The sequence below is a fragment of the Adlercreutzia equolifaciens genome (genome assembly GCF_029076695.1).
GTDB classification, from domain to species: domain Bacteria; phylum Actinomycetota; class Coriobacteriia; order Coriobacteriales; family Eggerthellaceae; genus Adlercreutzia; species Adlercreutzia equolifaciens_A.
This window is the reverse complement of sequence record NZ_JARFIK010000324.1, coordinates 1-307: the sequence shown is the minus strand read 5'-3', so window position 1 is coordinate 307 and position 307 is coordinate 1. Positions and strand designations below refer to the sequence as shown.

Here is a 307-nt window from a genome sequence, read left to right as displayed (position 1 = left end):
ATGCCGTTGAAAAGGAGTGAGGGCGCTGGCGAAGAAGAACTCCGTTGCCTCGCACGGCCCTTCGGTGGTGGATGACATTGCCGCTGTCGAGATGCTGGCGAGCCCGGGGCTTGCCGTGCATCCCCATCGGTGCGTGCGCGTGCGCAATCGCCATGCCTCGTGTCGGCGGTGCGCCGACGCCTGCACGTCCGGCGCCATTGCTGTGGAGGCGGGCCAGTGGCACATCGATCCCGAGCTCTGCGTAGGGTGGGGCACCTGCGCGACGGTGTGTCCCACCTGCGCGTTCGAGGCCCAGCATCCCAATGAC

The 307-nt window shown here is 67.4% G+C and carries 1 protein-coding gene; it reads left to right on the top strand.

Annotated features, from left to right (window positions below):
* Positions 1-16: 16 nt before the first annotated feature.
* A partial coding sequence (locus tag PZH32_RS12585; protein ID WP_275208585.1) for a 4Fe-4S dicluster domain-containing protein occupies positions 17-307 on the top strand: 291 nt, incomplete at its 3' end.